This is a genomic window from Serratia sp. A07, from assembly GCF_058725505.1.
The window spans coordinates 1-21,873 of record NZ_JBZXDO010000028.1 but is presented as its reverse complement, the minus strand read 5'-3'; the positions used below and the strand labels follow the sequence as shown (position 1 = coordinate 21,873).

Genomic DNA, 21,873 nt, shown 5'->3' with positions numbered 1-21,873 from the left:
CGCTTAAACGATCTTCGGCTGTCCGTCCGAGGCGGTCGCCCCGCCATCGACCGGGATGTTGGCGCCATTGATAAAGCTGGCGTCGTCGCTGGCCAGGAACGCCATCACCGCCGCCACTTCTTCCGGCTCCGCCGCGCGCCCCAGCGCGATGCGCTCATTGAACTTGTCGCGGATCTCCTGCGGCCAACCGTTGGTCATGTTGGTTTTCACCAGGCTCGGGCAGACCGAGTTGATACGCACCCCGTCACCGCCGTGGTCCAGCGCCATGGCGCGCGTCAGGTTGACCACCGCGCCTTTCGCCGCGCAGTAGTAGGCCGCGCCCCAGTCGCCGCCCAGGCCGGACACCGACGCGGTATTGACGATGCAGCCCTTGGTCTTCAGCAGGTGCGGCAAGGCGAATTTGGAGCAGAACACCACGCCGTCGATATCGACCCCGGCGATGCGGCGCCAGTCGTCGACGCTGGTTTCCAGCACGCTGCCCGCCACGTGTACGCCGGCGTTGTTCAGCAGGACGTCGATGCGGCCCAGTTTTTCCGCCACCTCGTTCATCATTTTCTCAACCGCGACGTGATCGGACACGTCGATATGTACCGCCATCGCCCGGCCCTTCGGCAGCGAAGCGGCAACCTTATCTACCGCCTCTTTGGCCCAGTCGGCCAGCACCACGATGGCGCCCTCGGCGGAGAAACGCCGCGCCGCCGCTTCCCCCATGCCGTTGCCCGCACCGGTGATAACCACGACTTTATTGTCAAAACGCATGAGACCTCCTCCATGTGAACGTATTTATATAAGTCATACAAATCTCATTACCCCGAGGATAAGGCTCCCCTCCCCTGAGAGCCAGTCAAAACGTGCGGTTTATTAACCAAAAGGAGGTATGTCAGTGATTTCAATGCGCTGGATTAACCTTTATCGGATTTTGGCCAACATATTGATGGATAAAATAAAATTACGGTGAGTCACTATTTGTCTGGCGGATTGTCAGCGGGCGAGACTATTGCAGGTGTGCGGTTATGGCCGCACAGAGATAAACGATGTGAATGAAAAACGGCAGCCGCCCGCAGGCGGCCGCGACTATTTTTTCTCGATGGGGACAACCAGCAGATCGACGTTCAGTTCGTTGATCGCCTGGCGCGCCGCAGAGACCAGCCGGCTCCAGACGTCGTGATGGTGGCCAAAGATCACCAGGTCGAACCCTTTCTCTTTCGCCACCCGGTTCAGCTCTTCCGTCAACGCGCCGCGGCTGACGATCACCTCTTCGACCGGATAGGACGACTGCCCTTTGATCGCATTGAGCATATTCTTCACCCGCTCCGAAAAGGTGCGATCGGTGTAGTTGTAATCGCCCACGCCCAGATCGACGTAATAACCGGCGCGATGAATGTCGATATAGATCAGGGAAAGTTTGGCCTTGAGCGCGGCGGCCAGTCTGGCGCCTTTGCCCAGCAGGAACTCGGCGTCTTCGCTGAGATCCGTGGCGACAACGATATGCCGGTAAGCCATGATGGCGGCCCTCCTCGTCAACTCCGTAATCCGTAAACAGGATGGCGCTCCTTGCCGCATGTTTCTCATGCATCTTAAGTTTAGCCCAGCGCGGATTCACTCGCCTGCCGCACCGTCGTTCCATCTGTGGAACGATGCATCCCGCCTGCACGGTCTACCGGATTTTTCTCCCCTCCCTACACTGTAGGCAAGTGCTGAGTTTCAGCCTTATCAATCAAAGAAGATACCCACTGACCTCACGACGAGAAAAGGAAAACACCATGAGCACTCCAGCCAACTTCAACGGCCAGCGTCCTGTTATTGATGCCAATGACGCAGTCATGCTCCTGATCGACCACCAGAGCGGCCTGTTCCAAACCGTCGCCGACATGCCGATGACCGAACTGCGCGCCCGCGCCGCTGCCCTGGCCAGCATCGCCACCCTCAGCAAACTGCCGGTGATCACCACCGCCTCGGTGCCGCAGGGCCCGAACGGCCCGCTGATCCCGGAAATTCACCAAAATGCGCCGCACGCGCAATACGTCGCCCGCAAAGGGGAAATCAACGCCTGGGACAACCCGGACTTCGTGGCGGCGGTCAAAGCCACCGGCCGCAAAACCTTGATCATCGCCGGCACCATCACCAGCGTCTGCATGGCCTTCCCGTCCATCAGCGCGGTGGCCGAAGGCTATAAAGTGTTCGCGGTGATCGACGCCTCCGGCACCTACTCGAAAATGGCGCAGGAAATCACCCTGGCACGCGTGGTGCAGGCCGGCGTGGTACCGATCGACACCGCCGGCGTCGCCTCGGAGCTGCAGGGCAGCTGGAATCGCGCCGACGCTCAGCAGTGGGCCGAGGTTTACACCAAAATCTTCCCGGCCTATCAGCTGCTGATCGAGAGCTACCTCAAAGCGCAGGACGTGGTGAAAAACAACGAACGGCTGGACTCGCAGCGTTAAGATCGCGGGCACAAAAAACCCCGGCCAGGGCCGGGGCTATTAATCATGTGCCGGTGACTTTCCCGGCTGTCATGTTATGGCGTAAGCGTCCATCCAACACTCCAACATTACGCAGCCTAAGCGCGACTTTTTCACAACAGGAAAACAGACTGGAAAGCGGCATTATTATTTATGCGAAAATCTGTTTTTCTGTTGCCAATAATAATTAATTATTGGAACGTCATCGAGGAATCGAACCCCAGTCCGCCAACGAATATTTCGCTGCCGCTCTTCCTGCTGAGCTAATGACGTATCGATAAAGACTCCGGGCGAACCCGGAGTTTATTCAGGCTGAGGGTGTTATTTCTTAACTGCTCCGGCTTAAACCTTCATCGCTGTCGTAAGAAACCGCACCTTGGCCGAAAATTATAACGCGACCACGTTGCCGGCAGAAGGCCCCTTCATACCCTTTTCGATAGTGAACTCAACCTGTTGGCCTTCGTCCAGCGTTTTGAAATCGTTGCTCTGGATAGCGGAGAAGTGTACGAACACGTCTTTGCCGCCGTCTGCCGGGGTGATAAAGCCGAAGCCTTTACCTGCATCAAACCATTTTACCAAACCCGTCATTTTAGTAGACATAGAGATATTTCCTTTCTATTTTTGCGACGCCATAGGGCGATAGAGGTCTGTTTTTATTGGAAACTTATGGGGCACTAGAGAAGAAAATTCGCGGAAGAAGAGGTATCTGAGGGATATCGCTAATACTGAGAACTGCTTTACTAAAACTGCTTTCATAAGGTCTGTACTACAAACCGATGACGCTATTTACACACGGCTGAGTTATTTAAGCAAGCAATATTTAAATTTATATTCATAAACCGCGTAAACATATTTCCCCCAGGCACCGTGGAAAACGGGCCTGGGGCAATTTATTAGCCGATAACCGCAATCCCTAACCGCTCCAGCAGCTGCGCGGCCTGGTGGCTGTCCATTTTGACACCCTGCAGATCGGTGGTGCGCAAATCCAATTCGCCCAGTTCCGCGTTGCTCAAATCGCACTGGGTGACGTCGGCAGCGCGCCAGTCGAATCCGGAGAACTCGCCGCCGGACAGATCGGAGCCGCTGAAGCTGGCGCCGAGCACCTGTGCGCCGTGCCAGCGGTTTTCCCACAGCTCGCATTTCTCCAGCACCACCTTGGCGAAGTTGGCGTAGCTCAGATTGCTTTTGGTGATATAGGCGCTGCAAAACCAGGTGCGGCTGGTGATCATGTTCATAAAGCTGGCGCCGCGAAAATCAGCACCCTGCGCGCGGCACTCGCGGATCTCCAGCCCCAGGGCGCTGGCGTGGCGGAAGTCGGCCATCGACAAATCGCAGCTTCTGAAGCTGGCGTCTTTCAGTATCGTGCGGCTGAAATTGCCGCCCTGGCGGCTGTCGCGATCGTAAAACTGGCAGCCGATAAACTCGGTGCCGGTCAGATCGGCGCCCGAAAAATCGCACAGCATAAAGCTGCCGTTTTCAATCTTCTCGCCGGTAAAGCGGTTACGGTCGATCTTTTCACCCTTCAACATCAGACTCATCGCAGCGCACCTGTTTATTTATACAGTCAGTGCGGCATTTAATCCTATTCCGGCCGGGTTGGCAACCGTCGCCGATCGGCGGGCCTCCGTTCTAACGCCACCCTGACGATGCTGAACGTCCTGGTTCTCTCCGCCTGAGCGACGTCGGCAAACAAACGGGGGTAACGCGAGTTGACGACCCACACCTCGCCATCGCGCAGCGCGGCGCCGGTCGGCCCATCCAATTCCGGCGGCGTGGCGACCGCCGTAATATGCGCGCTGGCCCAGCCGTCGTTCGAGGAGAGCAGCGTTACGTCGCCGGACATGCTCCCCTTTGCCCCCGGAAAAGACTGTACGATCATCAATTCATGGGCGTTTTTGAGCCGCAGCCCGTCCGGCCCTTTCAGCCGCTGCGGTAGCCTGATTTCACTTATCGCAGGCGCGCTATCCAACGTCACCTTCCATAACAGCCCGCGGGTGTAGTCCGCCGCAATCAGATAGCCATCCGGGTGAGACACGATGCCGTTGAGATAAGGCTGCGTGCCCTGCGCAGCGGCGGGAACCTCGGCCGGCATCAAACGCGCTGAGCGCACCAGAATCGACACCTGGCGTGTTGCCCGGTCGATCTTGTAAATCTGCGGCTGGAAGCTGTCGGTCACGTAGATATTGCCCTGCGCGTCGAGCGCCAGATCGTTGGCCAGCGTCGGCCCACGGCTTAACGATGAGAGATCGTACGTCTGCTGCAGCGCGCCGGTATCGAGGTTGAACTCCAGCACCTGCGCCACGCGATTGCGCGTACCGGGCGCAGAGCTGAGGGAGACCCCCACGTCTTCGTTGCACACCAGCACCCGATTACGCTCGGCGTCCACCAGCATGCCGGAGGTAGTGATGAGCCCCTTACCGGTGGAAAACCGCCGATAGCGGCCATCCGGGTAGACCAGGCCAAGCTGCCCACCGCGCAGGGAGGAGACCAGGAACGCACCGGCGCGCGGGTTCCAGGCGATGCCCTCAGGATAAGCGCCGGCGGCATCCGGCGAGAATTCGATACGCTGCGCGGCCTGCGCCTGCATGACGCCGCTGAGAAGCAGCGCGACGCCGGCCAAGCGGGTGACGCGCCGGCGGCGCTGTAATAAGAAAGAAAAGAGGCTGAAGCGGAACATGAGCATGACCCTGATAAGGATTCGGATCGCTAGAGTAGGATCGCGTCGCTCACGGCACCAGCCGGAAAAAAGGCAATGCACCACTAAAAAAATCGCAGCAATCAGCGCAAAAAAAAACCGCCCGGTGCGGGCGGTTGAGGTGACGGCGAACCGTTACTTCAGGGCTTCCTGAATGGCGTCGGCCATCGGGCCGATGTGCTTTTCCGCCGCCTTCAACTGGAAGTCTACGCCGTTGCCGTCGTTGGTATCCGACAGCGTGGCCTTGATCAATTCCAGCGCCGCCTGCACCGCCACCAGCCGTTTGTGCTGTTCGTCCGTGACCGGTTCGGCGCCCATATTGGCCGGATAATAATGTTCTAACATCGCGCTCTCCTTTTGATGACGTTAACCTCTAACCTACCAGAAAACCGCGCATTTACTAAGGAAACCAGGCCCTGCGCGGCCGAGTGGCGATAAATTGCACTATACTGGGCAAACACTCTCCCCTGTTACAGGATCATCGCCATGTCATTCCAGGGAAGCTGCCACTGCGGCGCCGTCACCTTCTCCGTGGACGCCGAACTGCCCACCGAAGCCCTCAGCTGCAACTGTTCCATTTGCCGCCGCAAAGGGCTGCTGCTGTCTTTCTTCCCCATCAGCGCCTTCACGCTCAACAGCGGCCAGGACCAGCTCAGCACCTACACCTTCAATCACCACAAGATCCGCCATCAGTTCTGCCGAGTCTGCGGTGCCCAACCCTTCGCCTACGGCACTGCGCCGGACGGCGCCGCGATGTGCGCCGTCAACCTGCGCTGCGTGCCTGACGTTGCGCTGGATGCGTTGCAGATCCACACCTACGACGGCGCCAGCGTCTGAGATCCCGCGTTTTCAGCGGTAGACGGAAAATTTCTTGGTCAGCGGCTTAAGCTGTTCGGCGTCGCCGTAGAGCGCCACCGCCACGAAATCCAGCTGTTCGTAAGGGGTACTGGCGGTGTCGGCGATCTGCTGTTCTGCGGAGTGCGACAGCATGGTGGTGGTGAAGAAGTTGGACAACACGCCCTCTTCCTTGCACTTCAGAATCAGGTTGCTGAGCTGGCTGCTGTTCTTGGCCTGCAGGATCACGATCGGATAGTGGCTCATATTGGCGCTGACGCCGTCGAGGCTGCTCGGATAGTGGTGAAACTCGCGCTGCTCGATCAGATCGGTGATGCCCGCCGTCAGATGGCAGGAAGCGTTAAACAGCGTGGCCGGTTCGTGATTGCGGTTGAGGATGATATAAAACTTTTTCTCGTTGTCGCTGTACATGCTCTTCTCCTTGAATAGGCAGCCAGTTTTACCCAACCGGCGCACGGTTTCAAGGCGCGATAAGGGGCCGCGTCCGGCCCCCGTGATAACGCTGCCGACTCAGACGGCGCCTTCACCCGGGCCGAGCGGCTGCGCCACCTGATGCAGCACGGTGATGTTCTGCAAAAGCGTGCCGCCGTCGATCGGCTTCATTTGGCCGTCGCGATCTTTATAGTGCGTCGGCTTGGCGCCGTGGAAGAACAGCCCGGCGTTGACCTGCACGCCCAGATAGCCTGCGCTGGCCGGCAGGCGCTGCACGTCGGTCCAGGGGTTGGAAACCGGCACGTACTGAAAGCCCTCGCCCGTCTTGGCGTACAGCGGGCGCAGCAGCGTAACAAAGGCCATCATCGGCGACAGCGCGTCTTTAAAGATCTGCACCGGCCGATCGACCGTCATCAGGAAACCCTGCGGCTGCTCCTCAACCGTGTCGAGGCTCAGGCTGCTGCTGATATCATCACCCCGGCCGCCATAGCTCCATTCAATGGCCGGTGCTCCACTCTCGTTCATCATCTCTGACATACACTGCTCCTTATAAAATGAATACCACACGCCTGCTGCGTGCCGGAACAGTAAACCGCTGAAGGGAGGCGAGCGTCCACGCCGGGCGGCACGCTGGCGAACCAAACAACGAAGGCGCGCAATCCATAAAGCTCGAAATGAATAATTTCTCCACGTGATAGCGCAGCATTTGAACGACCTCAGCCGTTGCAAGAGCACATAGTGATGGCGTTACCGCCACTGGAGAGTGTTATGACCGCGATTAAACCGGACGCCATCGACCGCGTTCTTCCCGCCGCCACACCCTGGTTAGCCGTCGTCAACGTGTTGTTCGCCGGCATCGCCGCGGCGCTGCACGTGGGCAAGGCCACCATCGCGCTGCCGGCGCTGCAGGCCGAGTTCGGCCGTTCGCTGGAGGCGCTGAGCTGGGTGATTTCGGCCTTTCCCTTCGTCGGCGTGTTCGGCGGCATCGCCGCCGGGCTGTTGGTGCGCCGCTGGGGTGACCGGCGCCTGCTGGCGCTTGGGCTGCTGATCATCAGCGCCGCCAGCTTTACCGGCGCCACGCTGCACGACTTCGGCGGGTTGATCGTCAGCCGCTTTGTCGAAGGCCTCGGCTTCGTGATCGTGGTGGTCGCCTCGCCGGCGGTGCTGAACCGCCTCGTCGCCCCAGCGCAGCGCAGCCTGGTGTTCGGCATCTGGAGCACCTTCATGCCGGCGGGCATCGCCATTTCGCTGTTTTTCGGCCCGCACCTGGCCGACTGGCAACAGAGTTGGCAGGCCGGTGCGGCGCTGACGCTGCTAGCCGCCCTGCTGCTGCCGCTGACCACCCCCCGACGCACCGCCGAGGCACACGTTCCGCCGTTACAGCTGCGGCAAGCGCTGGGCGCGATGCTACGGGCGCGCCGGCCGCTGTTGCTGGCGCTGATGTTCACCACTTACAACCTGCAGTTTTTCTCGGTGATGACCTTCCTGCCGATCTTCCTGATGCAACGCATCGGCCTGTCGCTGGCGGCCGCCGGCGGCATCAGCGCGGCGGCGGTGGCGGCGAACATCATCGGCAACCTCGCCGCCGGCGTACTGCTGTCACGCGGTCTGCCCGCCAGAACGCTGCTCGCGGCCACCAGCCTGATCATAGGCATCTTCGGCATCGGCATTTTCCTGCCGATGACGCCCAACGGCCTGCTGATCCCGCTGTGTTTCCTGTTCTGCGCCATCGCCGGCATGCTGCCCGCCACCATTCTGGCCGCCACGCCGGCGGCGACGCCGGAACCGACGCTGCTGCCGCTGAGCCTGGGGCTGGTGATGCAGGGGAACTATCTCGGCCAGGTGATCGGCCCGGTCGCGCTGAGCGCCATCGTGGCCGCGGCCGGTTGGGCGGCCCCGGCGTGGCTGGTGCTGGCGGCGGCGGTGTCAGGGGCGCTGTTGGCGCTGGCTTTTCTCAGCCGGCGGCATAATGCAGGGTGATAAGCAGAAAGGTCGTTCTGTTTGTTATAAGCGGTGCTGAATTTTCCCTGGTGCAGGTGCCTGCCTATCGCGAAGGATATGGCCAGTGATGATCAAGGCCCGATAATGACAAGGCGCCGGTGGCCGCGAAATACACCAGCAGGCCGGCAAAGGCGATCAGTAGCGTTTTCTCGATGACGCCGAGTCGTTTGTGTTCAGTCATTTGCATACTCCTTCGTGATATCGGGCGAACGGCCGCCCTCATCAACACTAGGAAAGCCTGGCGCAGGCGGCAAGCGCGGCTCACAAAATGAAACACAATCGATAAATTTTGTTAATTATTTAGCCCTCTTTCCTTTCTCACGCCGCCGCCTGTTCACCGTGCGGCGCCCGCCTTGCCCTTAATAACCCTATGGAATACGCCACTAAAAATCCCCTACCGGTTAAGCAAAGGTGATGATAGTGTTGTTTTCATTCAGTTCATCTATGCTGAAAATTCATCTTTTGAGGGACGACTATGATGTCTAAAGGCATTTCCAAAGGATTCTTTATTCTGATCCTGTTTATCGTCACCGCCGCCTTTCTCGACGTGCTGGGGCCTTACTACTCCTCGGTGCTGTGGGCAATTATTCTGGCGGTGATTTTCCATCCGGTGAAAAAGAAGCTGAAGCAGTACGTCGGCGAACGCAACGGCGTGGTGTCGCTGCTGACGGTGGCGCTGATCTGCCTGATCGTGTTCACGCCGTTGGCGATCATCGCCTCGTCGCTGGCGATGGAATTCAACGTGATCTACACCAAGCTGCAGACCAACAACAGCCAATTGCCGACCATGCTGGCGGACTTTATGCGCCACCTGCCCGGCTGGGCGCAGCGCTTCCTGGCGGAGCATAACCTCAACAGCGCCGCCGAGATCCAAAAGCAGCTTTCCGAGGTGGCGCTCAAGGGCGGCCAATACCTGGCGGGCAGCGTCTTCCTGATCGGCAAGGGCACCTTCAACTTCGTCGTCGGTTTCGGCGTAATGCTCTACCTGCTGTTCTTCCTGCTGAAAGACGGCCCCTACCTGGTGAACCTGGCGCTCGAAGCGCTGCCGCTTTCTCAGCACGTGAAGCACCACCTGTTCGTGAAGTTCGCCGCCGTCTCCCGCGCCACCGTCAAGGGCACGGTGGTGGTCGCCGTGGTGCAAGGCGCGCTCGGCGGGCTGGCGTTTTACTTTACCGGCATCGACGGCAGCCTGCTGTGGGGCGCGCTGATGGCGTTCCTGTCGATCATTCCGGCCGTGGGCTCCGCCATCATCTGGGTGCCGGCGGTGATCTACTTCTTCGCCACCGGCATGCTGTGGAAAGCCATTTTCCTGGTGGTGTTCTTCGTGGTGGTGATCGGCCTGGTGGACAACATCCTGCGCCCGCTGCTGGTGGGCAAAGACACCAAAATGCCGGACTACCTGATCCTGATCTCCACCCTGGGCGGCATGGAGATCTACGGCATCAACGGCTTCGTTATCGGCCCCTTGATCGCCGCGCTGTTCATCGCCTGCTGGAACATCCTGTCCGGCCGCGACAGCGAGGAGAACATCGAAGAGATCGACGAAGAATTCATCGAGGAAGGCAAAAACCATCCCGACGCAGCGGAGTAACCCTCCCGCAGCGAATCACGCCGGGGCCCGTTTGGGCCCCTTTTTTGTCTGTGGTATCCTTGCCCGGCTCACAAGGAAGAACGGGTTTCGTTATGCTTATTTTTTACGCCACGCTGGCTATCGCTTTCACTCTGCTGTGCCTGCTAGCCTTTATCTATTGCGCTTACCAGCTGTCGAAGCACGGCGACGTCAAGTTTTTGGCCTCGCTTTCGGTGCTGGTTTTCGCGCTGCTGGCCTTCTATGCCGCTTATGGTTACGTCAGCACCTGGCTGCAACAGCAGGCGGTCGATGTCCGATTGTATTAGCGCGCCGGGATAAAAAAGACCTGCTCCGGGTCGCCGTCATCGAGATTGTCAATCTGGCCGCTGGCGACAAAGCCGGCGTTCAGCAGCAGCCGCTGCATTGGCAGGTTGGAGCGATTGGTGGAGGTGAACAGCTTCGGGTGCCGACAGTGGGACTTCAACGCCGCAATCAGCACCAGCCCGACGCCCCGGCGGCGATAGCGCTCGCCGACCATCAGCATCTCGATGAAGCCGCAGCCGAAGAAGTGATAGTGCAGCACACCGTAGCCCATCACCATGCCCTGTTCCTCGGCAAGATAACAGATGCCCTGCCCGCACCAGGCGCGGATCTGCGCCGCGCGCTGCGGCTCGTATTCGGCAGCGCTGTCGAGGGCGATCAGGGCTGCGGCATCGGTTTCAGTGGCAAGACGAACAAACATGTTTACCCCCTCATGCTTATGAGTGACGGCGACACCGCTTCAACGAAACGGCAACCGAAGCGGGATAACTTTTACATCCCCGCCGAATTTTGTAATCCTATTATAGAGTTACTAAAACACACGCCAAGGAAGGAAAGCATTTCCCGATGAGAATCCCGCAAATCTCCGCCACCCTGCTGTTTACCCTGCTGCTGGCGGGCTGCCAGTTCCACAAAACCGTGTTCCCGCCGCCGTATATCGGCACCCCGCAAGAGATCAGCACCTACGAAGTGAAAGGGCTGACGTTCGTCACCACCGTCACCTTCAGCGGCCTGTTCGCCGAAGACCTGGTGCGCGAATACGCACAGAAACATCACTATCGCTACTATGTGGTAACGATGCGCAGCAACGGCTTTAAAGATCGGGCCGAACGCGTGAGCGCGATGATGTATCGGTAGGTATTGGCAACATATGCCGTGAAAGAATGCCGAAAAATCCAGGTTCAGCGCAGGAAAATGCGATATGGAACGTGGTAAAGCCGCAAAGTCAGAGGCTGCATGAAAGTGCGGCCTCTGACTTCTGTTTAACCCAGTTGCCGCCCTTTACCTTCTATTGTCACTACGGGCGAAATTCCAACGTGATAATTTGGAACGCATTATGGACCTCTGCCGTTGGCGGCTTAGGCAGACGCGCATCGGCAACCGCCTTCATGGCGGCACGGCAAAGATCCGGATCGCCACCTTCAGTTCGAACACCGACTGGCATGCCGTCCGGCGCCAGCGTGATACGCAATGTACAGCGCTGGCCTGAGTAAGTGGCGGCGTCTTTTAAATGGCGTTGAATCTCAGCTTGTACCTGAGTCATGTAATGTAATTTCTCTTTTCCCGGCGCCGGCGTCTTTGGGGCGCCAAGGTTGGCGAAAAGATCATCGACCTCTTTATTCGCCGTATCGTTTTGGCTGGGGGCAGTACTCTTGGCACACCCCGTTAACGTCAGCGCGGTCATCGCCGCCAATAGTATCGCGATGCCGGTTTTGTAGCCTGAATGCGTTATTTTCATATCCCTGTCCTTATGGATGATTATCAGATGAATCAACGTTGTATTCAAAAAGATCCCCGGTGAATACTTATACAGAATTAACACCCAACCACCAGAGACATTGTTAGTATCAAGCATCGGCATGCGGAGTTTCTTGGTCCGATGATGGCATGATGCCATAGCGCCCTCGCCGGGCAGTACGTCTGCGAGCCCTGACCTATCGATAACTTTGTTATCCGAACGATCAATCACCCCATCAATAAATTAAGAAATTCTTAATTTTTTTTCGCATTAAAAGCGTTTCAACGCTAACAATCTGGAGATCCTGCCTATACTTACTTTCCTGCTATTAAATTCATTTAAGTAACCAGGATGGTAAGTATGAAAAGTAAACGACTCTTTGCCACGCTTCTTACTGCGACTACGGTGATGTTCATAGCGGGCTGCGCTTCCAATCAGGCGATCAAAACAACGGATGGCAAGACCATTGTCACCGACGGCAAGCCTCAGGTCGATAAAGATACCGGGTTAGTCTCCTATCGAAATGCAGAAACGGGCAAAACGGAACAGATCAATCGAGACCAGATTGCAAACATGAGTGAGTTGGATAACTAAAAGGAGCTACAAATGAAAAAAACGCTTGTTCTTCCCGCGATCGCCCTGGTTGCCATCGCCGCACTGTCAGGCTGCACACGCACCAGCTACGCCATCCATACCCACGACGGTCGAACGCTCATCAGTGACGGCAAGCCGAAAGAAACCGCTGCCGGGTTGATCGGTTATACCGACGCCAATGGCGTTAAACAGCAAATCAACAAGACGGAAGTCAAAGAGGTTTCAGAGATCCCTCATTAAGATTTCGATAACCTTAGCCAGCTAAAACCAAGGGAGCCAATGGCTCCCTTTCTACTCAAAAAAACCGGCGTGCTTGCGTGAATTTAACGATAACGCCGATAAACACCTGACATTTAGCGCCAACGTTCTCAGGTTTGCCATAGGGATCTCTCCTTTCCCTGCATCAAGCAGCTATAATCCAAAAAGTGGAGTTTTTTGATAACGATAAGGAGGGAGTATGTATAAAACTATCTTGGTTCCCGTGGATATTACCGAGCCGGAATTAACACAGCAGGTCATCCCGCATGTCAACGCGCTCGCCAGGCTCGAAGACTCCCACGTCCATTTCCTGGCGGTGATCCCGTCGCGCGCCACCTACGCCGCTTTCGGCTTTGCCGCCACGGCGGCGATAGAAACCAAAGACGAAACCATTGCGTTAGCGACCGAGGGGTTGGCAAAAGCGGCAAAAGAATTCAGCGTGCCTGAAGATAGAGTGACCACGCACGTTGCCGTCGGCGATCCTAAAGATCAGATCCTGGAACTCGCTGATGCGCTTAACGCGGAGATTATTGTGATGGGTTCCAACCGCCCTTCTGCGATCACTTACCTCCTCGGCTCCAATGCCACCGCCGTCGTCCGCCACGCCAATTGCCCGGTGCTGGTCGTACGTGAATCGGCTAACGCCGCTCGCTGAGCCTGTCCGATACCTCACTCATATTTGAACAATAAAAAAACGGGAGCCCTAAGGCTCCCGCTCTCATTCAAGCGCTGAACACGCTTACATGTGCTTAACGATAGCATCGCCAAACTCTGAACATTTCAGCAGTTTAGCGCCTTCCATCAGGCGCTCGAAGTCATAGGTCACGGTCTTGGCAGCGATGGCGCCTTCCATGCCTTTAACAATCAGGTCAGCCGCTTCAAACCAGCCCATGTGACGCAGCATCATTTCTGCGGACAGAATGATGGAGCCTGGGTTCACTTTGTCCTGGCCGGCGTACTTCGGCGCGGTGCCGTGAGTCGCTTCGAACAGCGCGCAGTCGGAGCCGATGTTGGCGCCCGGTGCGATACCGATGCCGCCGACCTGGGCCGCCAGGGCGTCGGAGATGTAGTCGCCGTTCAGGTTCATACAGGCGATCACGTCGTATTCCGCCGGGCGCAGCAGGATCTGCTGCAGGAAGGCGTCGGCGATCACGTCTTTAACCACGATCTCTTTGCCGGTGTTCGGGTTCTTGATCTTCAGCCATGGGCCGCCGTCGATCAGCTCACCGCCGAACTCTTCGCGCGCCAGCTCATAGCCCCAATCCTTGAAGGCACCTTCGGTGAACTTCATGATGTTGCCTTTGTGAACCAGGGTCACGGAGTCGCGGTCGTTGGTGATGGCGTATTCGATCGCCGCACGCACCAGACGCTTGGTCCCTTCTTCGGAGCATGGCTTCACGCCGATACCGCACTGCTCTGGGAAGCGGATTTTCTTCACGCCCATTTCGTCGCGCAGGAATTTGATCACTTTGTCCGCTTCGGCGGAGCCGGCTTTCCACTCGATGCCGGCGTAGATGTCTTCGGCGTTTTCGCGGAAGATCACCATGTCGGTCAGCTCAGGCTGTTTCACCGGGCTTGGGGTGCCCTGGTAGTAACGCACCGGGCGCAGGCACACGTACAGGTCCAGCTGCTGGCGCAGGGCCACGTTCAGAGAACGGATGCCGCCGCCGACCGGGGTGGTCAGGGGGCCTTTGATGGCGACGCGGTAGTCGCGGATCAGGTCCAGAGTTTCGTCCGGCAGCCACACGTCTTTACCGTAAACGTGGGTAGATTTTTCGCCGGTGTAGATTTCCATCCAGGAGATTTTACGTTCGCCGTGGTAAGCCTTTTTAACGGCCGCATCAACCACGTGGATCATGGCAGGAGTCACGTCAACGCCGATGCCGTCGCCTTCGATGAACGGGATGATCGGGTTATGAGGAACAACCAGTTTACCCTGGGCGTCAACCGTGATTTTTTTACCTTCTGCCGGAACAACTACTTTGCTTTCCATCAACCTCTCCTTCAAGCGCAATTTTGTTAATGCTTTGTAAGATGCGTGTAGATACTACTTGAATATTCGGTCCGCGCCAATCCGAAACGGATTCGGTTATAATGCGCTTATCATCCGTAATCTCAACTGTTATGAAAAAATTCTCTGTTAGAAATCACAACGTTAAACGATTCAGCAAGCCGAATGCCGCCAAACCCGCCGCGCCGAAAGGGCCGCGCCGAATTGTGTTATTCAACAAGCCCTTCGACGTGTTGCCGCAGTTCACCGACGAAGCCGGCCGCGCCACGCTGAAAGCGTACATCCCCTTCCCCGACGTTTACGCCGCCGGGCGCCTGGATCGCGACAGCGAAGGGCTGCTGGTGCTGACCAACGACGGCCAGCTGCAGGCGCAGCTCACCCAGCCGGGGAAGCGCACCGGCAAAATCTATTATGTGCAGGTCGAGGGCGCGCCGCAGGAGAGCGATCTGGCGCCATTGCGCAGCGGCGTCACGCTGAAAGACGGCCCCACGCTGCCCGCCGGGGTGGAGCTGGTGGCCGAGCCGCAGTGGCTGTGGCCGCGCAACCCGCCGATCCGCGAACGTAAATCCATCCCCACCAGCTGGCTGAAAATCACCCTGTATGAAGGGCGAAACCGCCAGGTGCGTCGCATGACGGCGCATATCGGGTTCCCTACCCTGCGCCTGATTCGCTACAGTATGGGTAATCTTTCGCTGGGTTCACTGCAGCCTGGTGAATGGAAAAGCATCGATTCCCTGTAGACCGATAACTGATGGAGGCGCCATGAAATACACGCCGATCGCGCTGCTGCTCGCCGCTCTGGCGGCCCCGTTCGCCACCCAGGCCGCCAGCTTCGACTGCGCCAAGGCGGCAAACCGCGATGAGCAAGCCATCTGCGCCAACCGCACGCTGAACGATCTGGACGTGCAAATGGCCACCAAATACCAATTCCTGCGCGGCCTGTTCGCCATGGGCGCGCGCGGCGCGATGCAGGACAGCCAGCAGGCCTGGCTGACAAAACGCCAGCGGTGCGGCGGCGATACCGCCTGCCTGCTGCAAAGCTATCGCACCCGCATCGCCGAGCTGGACGACATCTACCGGCGTATCGACAAACCGCTGTAAGGAAAGGAGAGCGCATGTTCAAACCGCACGTCACCGTGGCCTGCGTAGTGCACGCCGCCGGCAAATTTTTGGTGGTCGAAGAGACCATCAACGGCAAAGCGCTGTGGAATCAGCCGGCCGGCCACCTGGAGGCCGACGAGACGCTGGTGCAGGCTGCCGAGCGCGAGCTGTGGGAAGAGACCGGCATCCGCGCCACGCCGCAGGCGTTCCTGCGCCTGCACCAGTGGATCGCGCCGGATCGCACGCCGTTCCTGCGTTTTTGCTTCGTTATCGAGCTGGAGCAGCCGCTGTCGACCGAGCCGCACGACAGCGACATCGATCGCTGCCTGTGGCTGAGCGCCGACGAGATTCTGCAGGCGCCCAACCTGCGTTCCGCGCTGGTGGCGGAGAGCATTCGCAGCTACCAGCAGCCGGAGCGCTACCCGCTGTCGCTGGTCGGCAGCTTCGCCTGGCCGTTTTAAGGGCGCCGGGCAGCACAAGATGAACAGTGCGCCGGCGCGGCCAACGTGGTAAAATCCTGCGCTTGTTTTTATCAGCACGGTTCGTGTTCAAGTTCGTGAGATCCCCATGTCAGACAACAGCCAGAAAAAAGTAATCGTCGGTATGTCCGGCGGCGTCGACTCTTCCGTTACCGCCTATCTGTTACAGCAACAGGGCTATCAGGTCGCTGGGCTGTTCATGAAGAACTGGGAAGAAGACGACGACGAAGAGTACTGCTCCGCCGCGACCGATCTGGCCGACGCGCAAGCGGTCTGCGACAAGCTGGGCATCGAACTGCACACGGTGAACTTTGCGGCGGAATACTGGGACAACGTGTTTGAGCTGTTCCTGGAAGAGTACAAGGCCGGCCGCACGCCGAACCCGGACATCCTGTGCAATAAAGAGATCAAATTCAAAGCCTTCCTGGAGTTCGCCGCCGAAGATCTGGGGGCCGATTTTATCGCCACCGGCCACTACGTGCGCCGCCAGGACGTGGACGGCAAGAGCCGCCTGCTGCGCGGCGTCGACGGCAACAAAGATCAGAGCTACTTCCTCTACACCCTGAGCCACGAGCAGGTGGCGCAAAGCCTGTTCCCGGTCGGGGAGCTGGAGAAGCCGGAGGTGCGCCGCATCGCCGAGCAGCTGGAGCTGGTCACCGCCAAGAAGAAAGATTCTACCGGCATCTGCTTTATCGGCGAGCGCAAGTTCCGCGACTTCCTCGGCCGCTACCTGCCGGCCCAGCCGGGCCCGATCGTCAGCGTTGACGGCCAGACCGTCGGCGAACACCAGGGCCTGATGTATCACACCCTGGGCCAGCGCAAAGGGCTGGGCATCGGCGGCATGAAAGACAGCAGCGAAGATCCGTGGTACGTGGTGGATAAAGACGTGGCCAACAACGTGCTGGTGGTCGCGCAGGGGCACGATCATCCGCGCCTGATGTCCGTCGGCCTTATCGCGCAGCAGCTGCACTGGGTGGATCGCCTGCCGCTGAGCGGCCCGTTCCGCTGCACGGTGAAGACCCGCTATCGCCAGCAGGATATCCCTTGCACCGTGACCCCGCTCGACGATGAACGCATCGAAGTGCGTTTCGACGAACCGGTCTCCGCCGTCACCCCCGGCCAGTCGGCGGTGTTCTACCAGGGCGAAATCTGCCTCGGCGGCGGCATCATCGAACAGCGCCTGGCGTAACTGCCCGGCAAAAGAAAAACGCTGCGTTTACCGCAGCGTTTTTTTTATTCAGAACTCCACCTGCGCCCCCAGCTCGATCACCCGGTTTGGCGGGATTTCGAACAGGTCCGGCGCCCGTAGCGCGTTGCGCTGCAACAGCTGGAACACCTTGCCGCGAATGCGCAAATACCAGGGCCGCTTGCCCAGCACCAGCGTATCGCGCGACATGAAGAACGAGGTCTCGTTCATGGTGAAGCTCATCCCTTCCAGGCCGCAGCGGTAAAGGATGTCCGTCACGTTGGGCGTTTCGCGCCAGCCGTAGCTCGCCACCACCCGCCAAAAGCTCGCCGACAGCTGTACGATCGCCACCCGCTGCACGTTGTGCACGTACGGCATGTCGGTGGTGACGATGGTCAGCAGCACCACGCGCTCATGCAGCACCTTGTTGTGCTTCAGGTTGTGCAACAGCACCAGCGGCACCGCGTGCGGCGTGCGCTCCATAAACACGGCGGTGCCCGGCACCCGCTTCGGCGGCGCCTTCTCCAGCGACTCGATCAGCGCGGTCAGCCCCTCCTGGTTGTCGCGCAGCCGGCGGATCAGGCGCGAACGCTCGGTCTTCCAGGTCAGCATGATCAGCAGAATGGTCAGCCCGAGCGCCACCGGCAGCCAGCCGCCGGTCGCCAGTTTGATCAGGTTGGCGCCGAACAGCGGCACGTCGATGCACAGCATGATAACCAGCATCAGCCCGCCCAGATAGCGCGGCCAGCCCCAGTTTTTCACCGCTACGATGCTCAGCAAAATCGACGACAGCAGCATGGTGCCGGTCACCACGATGCCGTAAGCCGAGGCCAGGTTGCTGGAGTGTTTGAAGCTAATGATCACGATCAGCACCGCCGCGAACAGCAGCCAGTTCACCACCGGAATGTAAATCTGCCCGGACTCCTGATCGGAGGTATAAATGATGCGCATCGGCGGCAGGTAGCCCAGCCGCACCGCCTGGCGCGTCAGCGAGAACACGCCGGAGATCACCGCCTGCGAGGCGATGACCGTCGCCAGCGTGGCGATCACCAGCAGCGGGATCAGCGCCCAGGTCGGCGCCAGCAGGAAGAACGGGTTGTTGATCGCCGCCGGGTTGGCCAGCAGCAGCGCCCCCTGGCCGAAGTAGTTCAGCACCAGCGACGGCGCCACCAGCGTAAACCACGCCAGGCGGATCGGTTTTTTTCCGAAGTGGCCCATATCGGCGTACAGCGCTTCAGCGCCGGTCACCGACAGCACCACCATGCCCAGCGCAAAGAACGATACTGCCTTGTACTCGAGGAAAAAATTCACCGCCCAGTAAGGGTTCAACGCCCGCAGCACGCCAGGGTGATGCAAAATGCCGCCGATGCCCAGCAGCGCCAGCGTCAGGAACCAGATCACCATCGCCGGCGCGAACAGCTTGCCGACGCTGCCGGTGCCGTGTTTTTGGATCGCAAACAGCGCGGTCAGCACCAGCAGCGAGAGCGGCACGATAAAGCGGTCCAGCTCGGGGGCGATAATCTGCAGCCCCTCGATGGCCGAGAGCACCGAAATGGCCGGGGTGATCACCCCGTCGCCATAAAAGAAGCTGCCGCCCACCAGCCCGATCAGCACCGCCGCCGGCACCCAGCGCGCATCGAGGTTGCGGATCGCCAGCGACATCAGCGTCAGGATCCCCCCCTCGCCGTCGTTGTCGGCGCGCATCACGAAACAAATGTATTTAATTGACACCACCAGCGTCAGCAGCCAGAAGATCAGCGACAGAAAGCCGTAGATCGAGGCCGGCGTCATGGTGATGCCCTCCTCTGCCGTCAGGCATTCGCGCAGGGTGTACAGCGGGCTGGTGCCGATATCGCCGTACACCACGCCGATGGCCGCCAGCGTCACCGCCGGCAGCGGCTGCTTGTTTTTTACGTGCATATAAAGGTCTTTATTTGAGGGCTCACGTTGGCAGTATAGATGCAGCCGCCGCACTTTATTTGCCGCCGCAACAATATGTTCGCGTCGCCACGCCGGCGATTTTCGCCGCCTATTTGCACAGTTCTGCGCCGCACGGCGCCTCCGCCTCGTTATGGGCGTATTAGACGCTGGGTTTACCCTCAATTTTGTGGCATGATCCGCGGCATTCGTTGTCATCGTTGTTACAGCCACGCCCGATCGTTCCCGTTCGCGGCCGCCGCCGTTATCCTGGCGATACACACAACCTTATGCAGTAAGCCATGTACCGTTCACCGCGTTTACAGGAGTCATCGTGGCGAAGAATTATTATGACATCACGCTGGCCATGGCGGGTATCAGCCAGGCGGCGCGTTTGGTTCAGCAGTTGGCCCATGAAGGGCAATGCAACCGCGAAGCCTTTCAAACCTCGCTGAAAAGCCTGCTGCAGATGGACCCGCCCTCCACGCTGGCGGTGTTCGGCGGTGAAGAGCGCAATTTGCTGGTCGGCCTCGAAACCCTGATGGGCGTGCTTAACGCCAACAACAAAGGGCCGGGTGCGGAACTGACCCGCTACACCATCAGCCTGATGGTGCTGGAGCGCAAGCTCAACGCCAACAAACCGGCGATGAACACGCTCGGCGAACGCCTCGGCCAGCTCGAGCGCCAGCTGGCGCACTTCGATCTTGAGTCGGACACCATCATCAGCGCGCTGGCCGGCATTTACGTCGACGTGGTCAGCCCGCTCGGGCCGCGCATCCAGGTGACCGGCTCGCCGGCAATCTTGCAGAACCCGCAGGTGCAGGCCAAGGTTCGCGCCACGCTGCTGGCCGGCATTCGCGCCGCCGTGCTGTGGCAACAGGTCGGCGGCAGCCGCCTGCAGTTAATGTTTTCCCGTAATCGTCTGTTCAAGCAGGCGCAAAATATCGTTGCTCATTGTTAATCGATCCCAGGAGTTGCTACCGATGGAATTATCCTCACTGACCGCCGTTTCCCCCGTTGATGGACGCTACGGTGATAAAGTCAGCGCACTGCGCCCCATTTTCAGCGAATACGGTCTGCTGAAATTCCGCGTACAGGTTGAAGTACGTTGGCTGCAAAAACTGGCGGCCTGCGCAGAAATCAAGGAAGTTCCCGCTTTTGACGCCGACGCAAACGCTTTCCTCGACAAAATCGTCGCGGAATTCAATGAAGAAGACGCTCAGCGCATCAAAACCATCGAGCGCACCACCAACCACGACGTGAAAGCGGTCGAGTATTTCCTGAAGGAAAAAGTGGCCGCGGTGCCTGCGCTGCACGCGGTGTCCGAGTTCATCCACTTCGCCTGCACCTCCGAAGACATCAACAACCTGTCGCACGCGCTGATGCTTCAAAGCGCCCGTCAGGACGTGGTGCTGCCTTACTGGCGCAAGATCATCGACGCGCTGAAAGGGCTGGCGCTGGAATACCGCGATATCCCGCTGCTGTCGCGCACCCACGGTCAGCCGGCGACCCCGTCGACCGTCGGTAAAGAGTTCGCCAACGTGGCTTACCGCATGGAGCGCCAGTACCGTCAGCTGGAGCGCGTGGAGATCATGGGTAAAATCAACGGCGCGGTCGGCAACTACAACGCCCACATCGTCGCTTACCCGGAAGTGGACTGGCACCAGTTCAGCGAGGCGTTCGTGACCTCACTCGGCATCACCTGGAACCCGTACACCACCCAGATCGAGCCGCATGACTACATCGCCGAGCTGTTCGACTGCGTAGCGCGTTTCAACACCATCCTGATCGACTTCGACCGCGACATCTGGGGCTACATCGCCCTGAACCACTTCAAGCAGAAGACTATCGCCGGCGAAATCGGCTCTTCCACCATGCCGCACAAGGTCAACCCGATCGACTTCGAAAACTCCGAAGGCAACCTGGGCCTGGCCAATGCCGTGCTGGGCCACCTGGCGGGTAAACTGCCGGTGTCCCGCTGGCAGCGCGACCTGACCGACTCCACCGTGCTGCGTAACCTGGGCGTGGGCCTGGGCTACGCGCTGATCGCCTATCAGGCCACCCTGAAAGGCATCAGCAAGCTGGAAGTGAACCAGGCGCACCTGCTGGACGAACTGGATCACAACTGGGAAGTGCTGGCCGAGCCGATCCAGACCGTGATGCGCCGCTACGGTATCGAGAAGCCATACGAGAAGCTGAAAGAGCTGACCCGCGGCAAACGCGTGGACGCTGCTGGCATGCAGGCGTTCATCGATGGCCTGGCGCTGCCGGAAGAAGAGAAAACCCGTCTGAAGGCGATGACCCCGGCCAACTACATCGGCCGCGCCACCACCATGGTCGACGAGCTGAAGTAAGCGCTTTAGCCCGATAAAAAGGCGGCCCAGGGGCCTAATGCCGATCAGTTAAGGATCACTTGAACGATCCTGTCGCTGTGTAAGAATCCGTAATCTCTCTGAGGTTACGGATTTTTTTATGTTGCTGAGTCAGGCTCTTGATACCGTTCTTAAATTCTCCCCCAAAGAATTCGCTGCGCTT

28 protein-coding genes and 1 pseudogene are annotated in these 21,873 nt (G+C 58.9%); 15 read left to right on the top strand and 14 right to left on the bottom strand.

Annotated features, from left to right (window positions below; genetic code table 11):
- Window positions 1-3 precede the first annotated feature (3 nt).
- Window positions 4-759, bottom strand: a complete 756-nt coding sequence (budC, locus tag AC4PR2_RS21570) for a meso-2,3-butanediol dehydrogenase (RefSeq protein WP_025302549.1) — start codon at window positions 757-759, stop codon at window positions 4-6.
- Window positions 760-1,074: 315 nt separating this feature from the next.
- On the bottom strand, window positions 1,075-1,503 hold the full coding sequence (locus tag AC4PR2_RS21565) for a universal stress protein (RefSeq protein ID WP_060440104.1): 429 nt from the start codon (window positions 1,501-1,503) through the stop codon (window positions 1,075-1,077).
- Window positions 1,504-1,763: 260 nt separating this feature from the next.
- Between AC4PR2_RS21565 and AC4PR2_RS21560 the strand changes: the two genes are divergently transcribed.
- Window positions 1,764-2,441: an isochorismatase family protein gene (locus tag AC4PR2_RS21560; RefSeq protein ID WP_038877740.1), complete on the top strand. Its 678-nt coding sequence runs from the start codon at window positions 1,764-1,766 to the stop codon at window positions 2,439-2,441.
- A gap of 213 nt (window positions 2,442-2,654) precedes the next feature.
- On the opposite strand, the pseudogene AC4PR2_RS21555 reads toward AC4PR2_RS21560, so the two are convergent.
- The 5 genes and pseudogenes from AC4PR2_RS21555 to AC4PR2_RS21535 form a co-directional block, all read right to left on the bottom strand.
- A pseudogene (locus tag AC4PR2_RS21555) lies at window positions 2,655-2,732 on the bottom strand.
- 114 nt (window positions 2,733-2,846) lie between these two features.
- The gene (gene cspE / locus AC4PR2_RS21550; protein ID WP_025302547.1) at window positions 2,847-3,059 is read right to left on the bottom strand and encodes a transcription antiterminator/RNA stability regulator CspE; all 213 of its coding nucleotides are present in this window, start codon (window positions 3,057-3,059) and stop codon (window positions 2,847-2,849) included.
- A gap of 293 nt (window positions 3,060-3,352) precedes the next feature.
- Window positions 3,353-3,997 (bottom strand): Qnr family pentapeptide repeat protein, encoded by a 645-nt coding sequence (locus AC4PR2_RS21545; protein ID WP_197804037.1) that lies wholly within the window; start codon window positions 3,995-3,997, stop codon window positions 3,353-3,355.
- Between the two features lie 44 nt (window positions 3,998-4,041).
- Window positions 4,042-5,136 carry an SMP-30/gluconolactonase/LRE family protein gene (locus tag AC4PR2_RS21540; protein WP_337046747.1) on the bottom strand — a complete coding sequence of 365 codons (1,095 nt, stop codon included), beginning with the start codon at window positions 5,134-5,136 and terminating at the stop codon, window positions 4,042-4,044.
- 153 nt (window positions 5,137-5,289) lie between these two features.
- A complete protein-coding gene (locus AC4PR2_RS21535; RefSeq protein ID WP_004941260.1) occupies window positions 5,290-5,499 on the bottom strand; it encodes a hypothetical protein in 210 nt (69 codons plus the stop codon).
- Window positions 5,500-5,640: 141 nt separating this feature from the next.
- On the opposite strand from AC4PR2_RS21535, the gene AC4PR2_RS21530 reads away from it, so the two are divergent.
- Window positions 5,641-5,991, top strand: a complete 351-nt coding sequence (locus AC4PR2_RS21530) for a GFA family protein (protein ID WP_096242171.1) — start codon at window positions 5,641-5,643, stop codon at window positions 5,989-5,991.
- Window positions 5,992-6,003: 12 nt separating this feature from the next.
- Here AC4PR2_RS21530 and AC4PR2_RS21525 read toward each other — a convergent pair whose 3' ends face one another.
- Entirely contained in the window at window positions 6,004-6,420 is a 417-nt protein-coding gene (locus AC4PR2_RS21525) for a DUF2000 domain-containing protein (protein ID WP_060440107.1), read from the bottom strand.
- Between the two features lie 99 nt (window positions 6,421-6,519).
- Window positions 6,520-6,978, bottom strand: coding sequence for a hypothetical protein (locus tag AC4PR2_RS21520; protein WP_060660813.1), 459 nt, complete (start codon window positions 6,976-6,978; stop codon window positions 6,520-6,522).
- A 231-nt stretch (window positions 6,979-7,209) separates the two neighbouring features.
- On the opposite strand from AC4PR2_RS21520, the gene AC4PR2_RS21515 reads away from it, so the two are divergent.
- Window positions 7,210-8,421: an MFS transporter gene (locus tag AC4PR2_RS21515; RefSeq protein WP_337046748.1), complete on the top strand. Its 1,212-nt coding sequence runs from the start codon at window positions 7,210-7,212 to the stop codon at window positions 8,419-8,421.
- A gap of 64 nt (window positions 8,422-8,485) precedes the next feature.
- On the opposite strand, the gene AC4PR2_RS21510 is transcribed toward AC4PR2_RS21515, so the two are convergent.
- Window positions 8,486-8,623 carry a hypothetical protein gene (locus tag AC4PR2_RS21510; protein ID WP_162837928.1) on the bottom strand — a complete coding sequence of 46 codons (138 nt, stop codon included), beginning with the start codon at window positions 8,621-8,623 and terminating at the stop codon, window positions 8,486-8,488.
- Window positions 8,624-8,917: 294 nt separating this feature from the next.
- Between AC4PR2_RS21510 and AC4PR2_RS21505 the strand changes: the two genes are divergently transcribed.
- A complete protein-coding gene (locus AC4PR2_RS21505) occupies window positions 8,918-10,033 on the top strand; it encodes an AI-2E family transporter (protein ID WP_049202735.1) in 1,116 nt (371 codons plus the stop codon).
- 92 nt (window positions 10,034-10,125) lie between these two features.
- Window positions 10,126-10,338: a hypothetical protein gene (locus AC4PR2_RS21500; protein WP_070914886.1), complete on the top strand. Its 213-nt coding sequence runs from the start codon at window positions 10,126-10,128 to the stop codon at window positions 10,336-10,338.
- On the opposite strand, the gene AC4PR2_RS21495 is transcribed toward AC4PR2_RS21500, so the two are convergent.
- A complete protein-coding gene (locus AC4PR2_RS21495; RefSeq protein ID WP_087763541.1) occupies window positions 10,335-10,754 on the bottom strand; it encodes a GNAT family N-acetyltransferase in 420 nt (139 codons plus the stop codon). The genes AC4PR2_RS21500 and AC4PR2_RS21495 overlap by 4 nt on opposite strands.
- A 146-nt stretch (window positions 10,755-10,900) precedes the next feature.
- Here AC4PR2_RS21495 and AC4PR2_RS21490 point away from each other — a divergent pair, with 146 nt between their 5' ends.
- A complete protein-coding gene (locus AC4PR2_RS21490; RefSeq protein WP_439070191.1) occupies window positions 10,901-11,191 on the top strand; it encodes a hypothetical protein in 291 nt (96 codons plus the stop codon).
- Window positions 11,192-11,351: 160 nt separating this feature from the next.
- Here the strand turns inward: AC4PR2_RS21490 and tolA are convergent, their stop codons facing one another.
- On the bottom strand, window positions 11,352-11,915 hold the full coding sequence (gene tolA, locus AC4PR2_RS21485) for a cell envelope integrity protein TolA (protein WP_337046751.1): 564 nt from the start codon (window positions 11,913-11,915) through the stop codon (window positions 11,352-11,354).
- Between the two features lie 237 nt (window positions 11,916-12,152).
- On the opposite strand from tolA, the gene AC4PR2_RS21480 reads away from it, so the two are divergent.
- The 3 genes from AC4PR2_RS21480 (at window position 12,153) to uspF (ending at window position 13,299) form a co-directional block, all read left to right on the top strand.
- Window positions 12,153-12,386 carry a YgdI/YgdR family lipoprotein gene (locus AC4PR2_RS21480; protein WP_180548461.1) on the top strand — a complete coding sequence of 78 codons (234 nt, stop codon included), beginning with the start codon at window positions 12,153-12,155 and terminating at the stop codon, window positions 12,384-12,386.
- 12 nt (window positions 12,387-12,398) lie between these two features.
- On the top strand, window positions 12,399-12,626 hold the full coding sequence (locus AC4PR2_RS21475) for a YgdI/YgdR family lipoprotein (protein ID WP_038877767.1): 228 nt from the start codon (window positions 12,399-12,401) through the stop codon (window positions 12,624-12,626).
- Between the two features lie 217 nt (window positions 12,627-12,843).
- On the top strand, window positions 12,844-13,299 hold the full coding sequence (uspF, locus tag AC4PR2_RS21470; protein ID WP_049202743.1) for a universal stress protein UspF: 456 nt from the start codon (window positions 12,844-12,846) through the stop codon (window positions 13,297-13,299).
- 84 nt (window positions 13,300-13,383) lie between these two features.
- On the opposite strand, the gene icd is transcribed toward uspF, so the two are convergent.
- Complete coding sequence (icd, locus tag AC4PR2_RS21465) at window positions 13,384-14,637, bottom strand: NADP-dependent isocitrate dehydrogenase (protein ID WP_015377612.1); 1,254 nt, start codon at window positions 14,635-14,637, stop codon at window positions 13,384-13,386.
- Window positions 14,638-14,768: 131 nt separating this feature from the next.
- Between icd and rluE the strand changes: the two genes are divergently transcribed.
- The 4 genes from rluE (at window position 14,769) to mnmA (ending at window position 17,424) form a co-directional block, all read left to right on the top strand.
- Window positions 14,769-15,395, top strand: a complete 627-nt coding sequence (gene rluE / locus AC4PR2_RS21460; protein WP_060440156.1) for a 23S rRNA pseudouridine(2457) synthase RluE — start codon at window positions 14,769-14,771, stop codon at window positions 15,393-15,395.
- 22 nt (window positions 15,396-15,417) lie between these two features.
- Complete coding sequence (locus AC4PR2_RS21455; RefSeq protein ID WP_060440157.1) at window positions 15,418-15,756, top strand: lysozyme inhibitor LprI family protein; 339 nt, start codon at window positions 15,418-15,420, stop codon at window positions 15,754-15,756.
- A gap of 14 nt (window positions 15,757-15,770) precedes the next feature.
- Window positions 15,771-16,217: an NUDIX hydrolase gene (locus AC4PR2_RS21450; RefSeq protein WP_102984806.1), complete on the top strand. Its 447-nt coding sequence runs from the start codon at window positions 15,771-15,773 to the stop codon at window positions 16,215-16,217.
- 106 nt (window positions 16,218-16,323) lie between these two features.
- Window positions 16,324-17,424, top strand: a complete 1,101-nt coding sequence (gene mnmA, locus AC4PR2_RS21445) for a tRNA 2-thiouridine(34) synthase MnmA (RefSeq protein WP_060440158.1) — start codon at window positions 16,324-16,326, stop codon at window positions 17,422-17,424.
- Window positions 17,425-17,472: 48 nt separating this feature from the next.
- Here the strand turns inward: mnmA and kup are convergent, their stop codons facing one another.
- The gene (gene kup / locus AC4PR2_RS21440; protein WP_492175439.1) at window positions 17,473-19,341 is read right to left on the bottom strand and encodes a low affinity potassium transporter Kup; all 1,869 of its coding nucleotides are present in this window, start codon (window positions 19,339-19,341) and stop codon (window positions 17,473-17,475) included.
- A gap of 331 nt (window positions 19,342-19,672) precedes the next feature.
- Here kup and hflD point away from each other — a divergent pair, with 331 nt between their 5' ends.
- Together hflD and purB are read left to right on the top strand one after the other, a co-directional pair.
- Window positions 19,673-20,299: a high frequency lysogenization protein HflD gene (gene hflD, locus AC4PR2_RS21435; protein ID WP_100396293.1), complete on the top strand. Its 627-nt coding sequence runs from the start codon at window positions 19,673-19,675 to the stop codon at window positions 20,297-20,299.
- A gap of 22 nt (window positions 20,300-20,321) precedes the next feature.
- Window positions 20,322-21,692 carry an adenylosuccinate lyase gene (gene purB / locus AC4PR2_RS21430; protein WP_033638215.1) on the top strand — a complete coding sequence of 457 codons (1,371 nt, stop codon included), beginning with the start codon at window positions 20,322-20,324 and terminating at the stop codon, window positions 21,690-21,692.
- Window positions 21,693-21,873: the final 181 nt, after the last annotated feature.

Excerpts from the sequence above, each read along its gene's own strand:
- mnmA (WP_060440158.1), top strand. The coding sequence starts at position 16,324 with ATGTCAGACAACAGCCAGAAAAAAGTAATCGTCGGTATGTCCGGCGGC.
- uspF (WP_049202743.1), top strand. The coding sequence starts at position 12,844 with ATGTATAAAACTATCTTGGTTCCCGTGGATATTACCGAGCCGGAATTA.
- AC4PR2_RS21540 (WP_337046747.1), bottom strand. The coding sequence starts at position 5,136 with ATGTTCCGCTTCAGCCTCTTTTCTTTCTTATTACAGCGCCGCCGGCGC.
- AC4PR2_RS21560 (WP_038877740.1), top strand. The coding sequence starts at position 1,764 with ATGAGCACTCCAGCCAACTTCAACGGCCAGCGTCCTGTTATTGATGCC.
- AC4PR2_RS21475 (WP_038877767.1), top strand. The coding sequence starts at position 12,399 with ATGAAAAAAACGCTTGTTCTTCCCGCGATCGCCCTGGTTGCCATCGCC.
- AC4PR2_RS21480 (WP_180548461.1), top strand. The coding sequence starts at position 12,153 with ATGAAAAGTAAACGACTCTTTGCCACGCTTCTTACTGCGACTACGGTG.
- AC4PR2_RS21455 (WP_060440157.1), top strand. The coding sequence starts at position 15,418 with ATGAAATACACGCCGATCGCGCTGCTGCTCGCCGCTCTGGCGGCCCCG.
- kup (WP_492175439.1), bottom strand. The coding sequence starts at position 19,341 with ATGCACGTAAAAAACAAGCAGCCGCTGCCGGCGGTGACGCTGGCGGCC.
- AC4PR2_RS21545 (WP_197804037.1), bottom strand. The coding sequence starts at position 3,997 with ATGAGTCTGATGTTGAAGGGTGAAAAGATCGACCGTAACCGCTTTACC.
- AC4PR2_RS21510 (WP_162837928.1), bottom strand. The coding sequence starts at position 8,623 with ATGACTGAACACAAACGACTCGGCGTCATCGAGAAAACGCTACTGATC.
- AC4PR2_RS21450 (WP_102984806.1), top strand. The coding sequence starts at position 15,771 with ATGTTCAAACCGCACGTCACCGTGGCCTGCGTAGTGCACGCCGCCGGC.
- AC4PR2_RS21520 (WP_060660813.1), bottom strand. The coding sequence starts at position 6,978 with ATGTCAGAGATGATGAACGAGAGTGGAGCACCGGCCATTGAATGGAGC.
- budC (WP_025302549.1), bottom strand. The coding sequence starts at position 759 with ATGCGTTTTGACAATAAAGTCGTGGTTATCACCGGTGCGGGCAACGGC.
- AC4PR2_RS21530 (WP_096242171.1), top strand. The coding sequence starts at position 5,641 with ATGTCATTCCAGGGAAGCTGCCACTGCGGCGCCGTCACCTTCTCCGTG.
- AC4PR2_RS21505 (WP_049202735.1), top strand. The coding sequence starts at position 8,918 with ATGATGTCTAAAGGCATTTCCAAAGGATTCTTTATTCTGATCCTGTTT.
- AC4PR2_RS21515 (WP_337046748.1), top strand. The coding sequence starts at position 7,210 with ATGACCGCGATTAAACCGGACGCCATCGACCGCGTTCTTCCCGCCGCC.
- cspE (WP_025302547.1), bottom strand. The coding sequence starts at position 3,059 with ATGTCTACTAAAATGACGGGTTTGGTAAAATGGTTTGATGCAGGTAAA.
- tolA (WP_337046751.1), bottom strand. The coding sequence starts at position 11,915 with ATGCCGATGCTTGATACTAACAATGTCTCTGGTGGTTGGGTGTTAATT.
- AC4PR2_RS21490 (WP_439070191.1), top strand. The coding sequence starts at position 10,901 with ATGAGAATCCCGCAAATCTCCGCCACCCTGCTGTTTACCCTGCTGCTG.
- AC4PR2_RS21500 (WP_070914886.1), top strand. The coding sequence starts at position 10,126 with ATGCTTATTTTTTACGCCACGCTGGCTATCGCTTTCACTCTGCTGTGC.
- AC4PR2_RS21565 (WP_060440104.1), bottom strand. The coding sequence starts at position 1,503 with ATGGCTTACCGGCATATCGTTGTCGCCACGGATCTCAGCGAAGACGCC.
- AC4PR2_RS21495 (WP_087763541.1), bottom strand. The coding sequence starts at position 10,754 with ATGTTTGTTCGTCTTGCCACTGAAACCGATGCCGCAGCCCTGATCGCC.
- AC4PR2_RS21525 (WP_060440107.1), bottom strand. The coding sequence starts at position 6,420 with ATGTACAGCGACAACGAGAAAAAGTTTTATATCATCCTCAACCGCAAT.
- purB (WP_033638215.1), top strand. The coding sequence starts at position 20,322 with ATGGAATTATCCTCACTGACCGCCGTTTCCCCCGTTGATGGACGCTAC.
- rluE (WP_060440156.1), top strand. The coding sequence starts at position 14,769 with ATGAAAAAATTCTCTGTTAGAAATCACAACGTTAAACGATTCAGCAAG.
- AC4PR2_RS21535 (WP_004941260.1), bottom strand. The coding sequence starts at position 5,499 with ATGTTAGAACATTATTATCCGGCCAATATGGGCGCCGAACCGGTCACG.
- icd (WP_015377612.1), bottom strand. The coding sequence starts at position 14,637 with ATGGAAAGCAAAGTAGTTGTTCCGGCAGAAGGTAAAAAAATCACGGTT.